Annotated in this window: 6 protein-coding genes; 1 reads left to right on the top strand and 5 read right to left on the bottom strand. The window is 68.2% G+C overall.

Features of this window, described 5'->3' with window-relative positions:
- Window positions 1–37: 37 nt before the first annotated feature.
- The 5 genes from ACFWOG_RS23670 to ACFWOG_RS23650 all read right to left on the bottom strand — a co-directional run bounded on the left by ACFWOG_RS23670 (window position 38) and on the right by ACFWOG_RS23650 (window position 4172).
- Entirely contained in the window at window positions 38–1159 is a 1122-nt protein-coding gene (locus ACFWOG_RS23670) for a DUF475 domain-containing protein (protein WP_329878961.1), read from the bottom strand.
- Between the two features lie 88 nt (window positions 1160–1247).
- Window positions 1248–1823 (bottom strand): TerD family protein, encoded by a 576-nt coding sequence (locus ACFWOG_RS23665; RefSeq protein WP_329878962.1) that lies wholly within the window; start codon window positions 1821–1823, stop codon window positions 1248–1250.
- A 320-nt stretch (window positions 1824–2143) separates the two neighbouring features.
- Complete coding sequence (locus ACFWOG_RS23660; protein ID WP_329878963.1) at window positions 2144–2719, bottom strand: TerD family protein; 576 nt, start codon at window positions 2717–2719, stop codon at window positions 2144–2146.
- Between the two features lie 325 nt (window positions 2720–3044).
- On the bottom strand, window positions 3045–3503 hold the full coding sequence (locus ACFWOG_RS23655; RefSeq protein WP_355402872.1) for a peroxiredoxin: 459 nt from the start codon (window positions 3501–3503) through the stop codon (window positions 3045–3047).
- 231 nt (window positions 3504–3734) lie between these two features.
- Window positions 3735–4172, bottom strand: coding sequence for a DUF3052 domain-containing protein (locus tag ACFWOG_RS23650; protein ID WP_329878965.1), 438 nt, complete (start codon window positions 4170–4172; stop codon window positions 3735–3737).
- Window positions 4173–4688: 516 nt separating this feature from the next.
- Between ACFWOG_RS23650 and aceE the strand changes: the two genes are divergently transcribed.
- A complete protein-coding gene (gene aceE, locus ACFWOG_RS23645; RefSeq protein WP_329878966.1) occupies window positions 4689–7439 on the top strand; it encodes a pyruvate dehydrogenase (acetyl-transferring), homodimeric type in 2751 nt (916 codons plus the stop codon).
- Window positions 7440–7508 lie beyond the last annotated feature (69 nt).

Below are 7508 nucleotides of genomic sequence, written 5' to 3'. Positions count from 1 at the left end.
CCACTCCAGGGGGGCGGCCGTTCCGGCGTTTCGCGGGCTACTTGCCCGTACTCACGAGTTCCCGTTCTCCGTCACTCCCGCCCCCGTCGCTCCCGCCTCCGGCGGACTCGCGGCGGTTGCGCAGGATGGACGACCCCAGGGCGAGGCCGATGAAGGCGACACCGATCAGGCCGGTGACGATCTCCGGGATGTGGTACTCGATGCCGACCATCAGGATCACGGCCAGCGCGCCGATCGCGTAGTGCGCGCCGTGCTCCAGGTAGACGTAGTCGTCCAGGGTGCCCTTGCGGACCAGGAAGACGGTCAGCGAGCGGATGTACATCGCGCCGATACCGAGGCCCAGGGTGATCTGGAAGATGTCGCTGGAGATGGCGAACGCACCGACCACGCCGTCGAAGGAGAACGACGCGTCGAGCACCTCCAGGTACATGAAGAGGAAGAACGCGGCCCTGCCGCCCACCTGGACGATGGACTTGCCGCCCTTCTCGGCGGCCTCCTCCTTCTCGACCTCCTCCTCCAGGCCCGACTCGAAGACCGAGGAGAGCCCGTTGACGGAGAGGTAGGTGACCAGGCCGAGCACCCCGGCGAGCAGCACCGTCTCGGCGTGCTCCCCGGCGAAGAAGTTGGACGCCAGCAGCAGGGTGACCAGGGCGACGACGGTGGAGAAGGCCTCCAGCTTGCCGACCTTCTCCAGCGGACGCTCGATCCAGGCCAGCCAGTTGTAGTCCTTCTCCTCGAAGATGAAGTCGAGGAAGATCATCAGCAGGAAGACGCCACCGAAGGCCGCGATGGCCGGGTTGGCCATTTCCAGGTACTGGGCGTAGGTGTGGCCCTCGTAGGTCTTGTCACTGTGCAGCGCGAGGTCGATGACCGTCGCCGGGTTGAGGTGCGCGGTGAGACCGACGACCAGCAGCGGGAAGATCAGCCGCATACCGAAGACGGCGATCAGCACGCCGATGGTGAGGAAGATCTTCTGCCAGTACGGGTTCATCCGCTTCAACACCGTGGCGTTGACCACCGCGTTGTCGAACGAGAGGGAGATCTCCAGGATGGAGAGGATCAGCACGATGCCGAATCCCTCGGCTCCCCAGAGCAGGCCGGCGGCGATCAGGCCTGCGATGGTGATCGCGAATGACCAGCCGAATGTGCGGAGGAACACGGGACTTGGTTACCTTTCGGGTTCATGGCGTCAAGGACGTCGGGTACGTCCGACACGGCGAATGCGTCGAACGCGACGATCGCGGCCTTTACTGTACGTTTACGCCGAAATCGAGGGCAATGCCCCGCAGGCCCGAGGCGTAGCCCTGACCCACCGCGCGGAACTTCCACTCGCCGGCGTACCGGTACAGCTCACCGAAGATCATCGCGGTCTCGCTGGACGCGTCCTCGGAGAGGTCGTAGCGGGCGATCTCCTGCCCGTCCAGGGAGTTGACCACCCGGATGTAGGCGTTGCGCACCTGGCCGAAGTTCTGCAGGCGCGAGTCGGCGTCGTAGATCGAGACCGGGAAGACCACCTTGTCGATCTGCGGCGGCACGAGGTCCAGATTGACCAGCACGACCTCGTCGTCGCCGTCGCCGTCACCGGTGAGGTTGTCACCGGTGTGTTCGACCGAGCCCTCGGGGCTCTTCAGGTTGTTGTAGAAGACGAAGTACTCGTCACCGACCACCCGACCGCCCGAGCAGAGCAGCGCGCTCGCGTCGAGGTCGAACGGCGCGCCGGTCGTGGACCGGGCGTCCCAGCCGAGACCGATCTGCACCTGTGTCAGATTCGGCGCGGCCTTCGTGAGCGAGACATTCCCACCCTTGGCGAGCGTGACACTCATGACTTGTCGTTCCTCCCTTGCCTCCCGGGGCGCATCTCAGGTCTATTCCCCCGCGACCCCGGCCGGCCCCTTCCGGCCGGCTGAACTTTCCTGAACTCCCATCCTTCCAGTGCGGCGGACCGGTTCGAAGCCGGGGCGCACGAAGCAGTCCGCGCGGCTCCGGACACGGAACGCGCGGCACCGGACACGGAACGCGCGCGGCTCCGGACACGGAACGGCGCCCCGAACGCGAACGGCCGGGGCGGCCGCCGGTGCCCTCGCACCCGCGGCCGCCCCGGCCTGCGCTGTCCCGTGGGGGCCGTCACCAGCCCCGCCCCGGCTCAGACGTTGACGCCGAAGTCCTGGGCGATCCCGCGCAGGCCGGAGGCGTAGCCCTGGCCGATGGCGCGGAACTTCCACTCGACGCCGTTGCGGTAGAGCTCGCCGAAGACCATCGCCGTCTCGGTGGAGGCGTCCTCGGAGAGGTCGTACCGGGCCAGCTCCTTGTTGTCCGCCTGGTTCACCACGCGGATGAAGGCGTTGCGGACCTGGCCGAAGTTCTGCGTACGGTTCTCGGCGTCGTAGATCGAGACCGGGAAGACGATCTTCTCCACGTCGGCCGGCACGGTGGCCAGGTTGACCTTGATCTGCTCGTCGTCGCCCTCGCCCTCACCGGTGAGGTTGTCACCGGTGTGCTCGACGGAGCCGTCGGGGCTCTTCAGGTTGTTGAAGAAGACGAAGTTGCCGTCCAGGCCGACCCTGCCCTGGTCGTTGCAGAGCAGCGCACTGGCGTCCAGGTCGAAATCCGTGCCCGTGGTGGTGCGGACGTCCCAGCCAAGGCCGACGATCACGGCGGTCAGGCCCGGGGCCTCCTTGGTGAGCGAGACATTGCCGCCCTTGCTCAGGCTGACACCCACTTGTCCTCCAAGAGTCGGGAGGCACGCCCTGGTGCCCCCGTGGTGCGGTTCAAGGCTCCGGGGCGATTCACCGCCGGGCCTCTGACCAGCCAACGGACCGATCGTAGTGCCGGGTTCCCGTCCGCGTGAGCGAACGGGTCCGACATGGCCACCGAACCGCATCCGAGTCCTGTCCGCATCGCACGCGAAGCGCACCCGAAGCGGACCGCAACCGCGCCCCGAACCGGACCGGAACCGCCCCGGCCCCGCCCGAACCGCGCCCCCGAACCGCGCCGCACCTGCACCGCACCCGCACCGTGGCCCCGTCCGGCCCCGCCCGAGGGGCTCAGAGCGCGCCGAGGACCTTCAGGTACTCCTGCTCGTCACGGGCGTCCGGCAGGCCGTTCACGACGCTCCAGCGGACGACGCCGGCCTTGTCGATCACGAAGGTGCCCCGGACGGCGCAGCCCTTCTCCTCGTCGAAGACGCCGTAGGCGCGCGAGACCTCGCCGTGCGGCCAGAAGTCGGAGAGCAGCGGGAAGTCCAGGCCCTCCTGGTCGGCGAAGATCCGCTGGCTGAACGGCGAGTCGTTGGAGAGGCCGAGGACCTGCACCTCGTCGTTCTGCAGGCGCGGCAGCTCCTTCTGGATCGCGCAGACCTCGCCGGTGCAGACGCCGGTGAAGGCGAACGGGTAGAACACCAGGACGACGTTCTTCTCGCCCCGGAAGTCGGAGAGCCGGACCAGCTCGCCGTGCTGGTTCTTCAGCTCGAAGTCCGGAGCCTCGGTGCCGATCTCGATGGCCATGGTGGGACCTTTCTGACGCGAAGGGGCCGCGCCCCGCGGGCGCGACGAGCGCCATCCTCGCATTCGTCGGTACCGGTTCGGCCGGACGGGTGACGGCCGCGCCGTCCGGGGCCACCGCTTTCGCCCTGGGCGAACATCCTGCTGGTCAGAGCCTCCGGCCGGAACGCCAAAAGGACCGGGCCCCGCCGGAGGATGCTCCGGCGGGGCCCGGTCAGGCCCGTCAGGGGGTGCTCAGCGCTTGCCCGGCCTGGCCGTGGACTTGGTTGCCAGGCGGGTCGCCGCCCAGTCCTTGGCGACCGCGATCGAGCTGGTCTGGGAAAGGCCTGCGGTCTTGGCCGCGTCGGCGATGTCCGAGGCCTCGATGTGGCCGTCCCGACCGGTCTTCGGGGTCAACAGCCAGATCAGGCCGCCCTCGGCCAGGTATTCCAGGGCGTCGACGAGGGAGTCGGTGAGGTCCCCGTCGTCGTCGCGGTGCCACAGCAGGACAGCGTCGGCGACGTCGTCGTAGTCCTCGTCGACGAGATCCGTACCGGTGATCTCCTCGATGCCCTCTCGGAGATCCTGGTCAGTGTCTTCGTCGAACCCCAGCTCCTGGATGATCTGGCCCTCATCGAAGCCAAGACGAGCTGCCGGGTTGGACTTGTCCGCGGGGTCCGCGGTCGCGCTCACGGGAATAACCTCCAGTATTCGGCTCGGCATCCATGCCGAGGCTGTGGCCGTAGTCCACACGGGAGCGGCGGTTCGCGCAAGTACCCGACCCCCGATCCCCTCCAAAGGTTGACGTGTCGCATGGGGACACGCCGTGCGATGTGTCGCGAATCACACCGATTTGCCCTTCTCTGCGTAGGACAAGGATGCTTCGGGTGGTCCCGGTCCACAGGCCGTACGCACGCCCGAGATGCGAACGGCATTCGGGTCCGCGCGTGCGCGGGCGTAGAGTCTCCTGTTGGCCCTCACCCCGGCCGTCCGCCATCGGACGGACGGGCAACCAGGTCGGACCACCTCTTTTCGTAACACCCGGAGGCGCGCGGCCCGGACGATGCTGTCCGAACCGCACACCTCCAGACCGCTCCTTCTGTCAGGGAGAGCGGTTACCGATCGGTAGAGATGACGGATCTCCGAGCGCGGTAGCACGATGGAGGCGGCGCGACACACCTCAGTTTCGACCGACAGTGAAGGAACAGCGTGGCTTCCGGATCCGATCGCAACCCGATCATCATTGGCGGCCTTCCGAGTCAGGTCCCGGACTTCGATCCCGAGGAGACCGCGGAATGGCTGGAGTCGCTCGATGCGGCCATCGACGAGCGGGGGCGCGAGCGTGCGCGCTACCTGATGCTGCGGCTGATCGAGCGCGCCCGCGAGAAGCGTGTCGCCGTGCCCGAGATGCGCAGCACGGACTACGTCAACACCATCGCCACCAAGGACGAGCCGTTCTTCCCCGGTAACGAGGAGATCGAGCGCAAGATCCTCAACGCGACCCGCTGGAACGCCGCGGTGATGGTCTCCCGGGCGCAGCGCCCGGGCATCGGCGTCGGTGGCCACATCGCCACCTTCGCCTCCTCCGCGTCGCTCTACGACGTCGGCTTCAACTACTTCTTCCGCGGCAAGGACGCCGAGGGCGAGTCGGGCGACCAGATCTTCTTCCAGGGCCACGCCTCCCCCGGCATCTACGCCCGGGCGTTCCTGCTGGACCGGCTCACCGAGCAGCAGCTCGACGCCTTCCGCCAGGAGAAGTCGAAGGCCCCGTACGGCCTCTCCAGCTACCCGCACCCGCGGCTGATGCCGGACTTCTGGGAGTTCCCGACCGTCTCGATGGGCCTCGGCCCGCTCGGCGCGATCTACCAGGCCCGGATGAACCGCTACCTGGAGCACCGCGGGATCAAGGACACCTCCGACTCGCAGGTCTACGCCTTCCTCGGCGACGGCGAGATGGACGAGCCCGAGTCGCTCGGTCAGCTGTCCCTGGCCGCCCGCGAGGGCCTGGACAACCTGACCTTCGTGGTCAACTGCAACCTGCAGCGCCTCGACGGCCCGGTCCGCGGCAACGGCAAGATCATCCAGGAGCTGGAGTCGCAGTTCCGCGGTGCCGGCTGGAACGTGATCAAGCTCGTCTGGGACCGCAGCTGGGACCCGCTGCTCGCGCAGGACCGCGACGGCGTCCTGGTCAACAAGCTGAACACCACGGTGGACGGCCAGTTCCAGACCTACGCGACCGAGTCCGGCGCGTACATCCGCGACAGCTTCTTCGGCGGCGACCTGCGGCTGCGCAAGATGGTCGAGTCGATGACCGACCAGCAGATCCAGCACCTGGGCCGTGGCGGCCACGACCACCGCAAGATCTACGCGGCGTTCAAGGCGGCCCGCGAGCACAAGGGCCAGCCGACGGTCATCCTCGCCCAGACCGTCAAGGGCTGGACGCTGGGCCCCAACTTCGAGGGCCGCAACGCCACCCACCAGATGAAGAAGCTGACGGTCGAGGACCTGAAGCGCTTCCGCGACCGGCTGCACCTGCCGATCACCGACAAGCAGCTCGAAGAGGGCTACCCGCCCTACTACCACCCGGGCCGCGACTCCGAAGAGATCCAGTACATGCACGACCGCCGCCAGGAGCTGGGCGGCTACGTGCCGACCCGCAAGGTGCGGCCGCGCAAGCTGGAGCTGCCGGGCGACGACGCGTACAAGGCGGTCAAGAAGGGCTCGGGCAACCAGACCATCGCCACCACCATGGCGTTCGTCCGGGTGCTCAAGGACCTCATGCGGGACAAGGGCATCGGCAACCGCTTCGTGCCGATCGCACCCGACGAGTACCGCACCTTCGGCATGGACTCGCTGTTCCCGTCGGCGAAGATCTACAACCCGCTGGGCCAGACCTACGAGTCGGTCGACCGCGACCTGCTGCTCGCGTACAAGGAGTCGCCGACCGGGCAGATGCTGCACGACGGCATCTCCGAGGCCGGCTGCACCGCCTCGCTGATCGCCGCGGGTTCGGCCTACGCCACCCACGGCGAGCCGCTGATCCCGGTGTACGTCTTCTACTCGATGTTCGGGTTCCAGCGCACCGGCGACCAGTTCTGGCAGATGGCCGACCAGCTGGCCCGCGGCTTCGTGATCGGCGCCACCGCCGGCCGCACCACCCTGACCGGTGAGGGTCTGCAGCACGCCGACGGTCACTCGCACCTGCTGGCCTCGACCAACCCCGGCGTCGTCGCGTACGACCCGGCGTACGGCTTCGAGATCGCGCACATCGTCCAGGACGGTCTTCGTCGGATGTACGGCTCCAGCGCCGAACACCCGAACGGCGAGGACGTGTTCTACTACATGACCGTCTACAACGAGCCGATCAAGATGCCGGCCGAGCCGGAGAACGTCGACGTCGACGGCATCCTCAAGGGTCTGCACCGGTACGCGCCCGGCACCGCCGGCCAGATCCCGGCCCAGATCCTCGCCTCCGGCGTGGCCGTGCCGTGGGCCCTGGAGGCCCAGCGCATCCTCGCCGAGGAGTGGAACGTCAAGGCCGACGTCTGGTCCGCGACCTCCTGGAACGAGCTGCGCCGCGACGCGGTGGAGGCCGAGGAGTTCAACCTGCTGCACCCCGAGGAGCAGCAGCGCGTCCCGTACGTGACCCAGAAGCTCCAGGGCGCCGAGGGCCCGTTCGTCGCCGTGTCCGACTGGATGCGCGCGGTGCCGGACCAGATCGCCCGCTGGGTTCCGGGCCAGTACCAGTCGCTGGGCGCCGACGGCTTCGGCTTCGCCGACACCCGTGGCGCGGCCCGTCGCTTCTTCCACATCGACGCGCAGTCGGTCGTGCTGAGCGTGCTCACCGAGCTCGCCAAGCAGGGCAAGGTCGACCGCAGCGCGCTGAAGGACGCGATCGACCGCTACCAGCTGCTGGACGTGGCGGCGGCGGACCCGGGCGCCGCCGGCGGCGAGGCCTGAGTGCCTGACCGGTCCTGAGGGCCGGCCCACCCCCCCCGGGGCGGGCCGGCCCGGCGCGCTTTACGCGTG

This window comes from Kitasatospora sp. NPDC058406 (assembly GCF_042722765.1).
In the GTDB taxonomy this organism is placed as follows: Bacteria; Actinomycetota; Actinomycetes; order Streptomycetales; family Streptomycetaceae; genus Kitasatospora.
The sequence above is the reverse complement of the archived record's forward strand: the minus strand, read 5'-3'. Positions and strand labels throughout refer to the sequence as shown.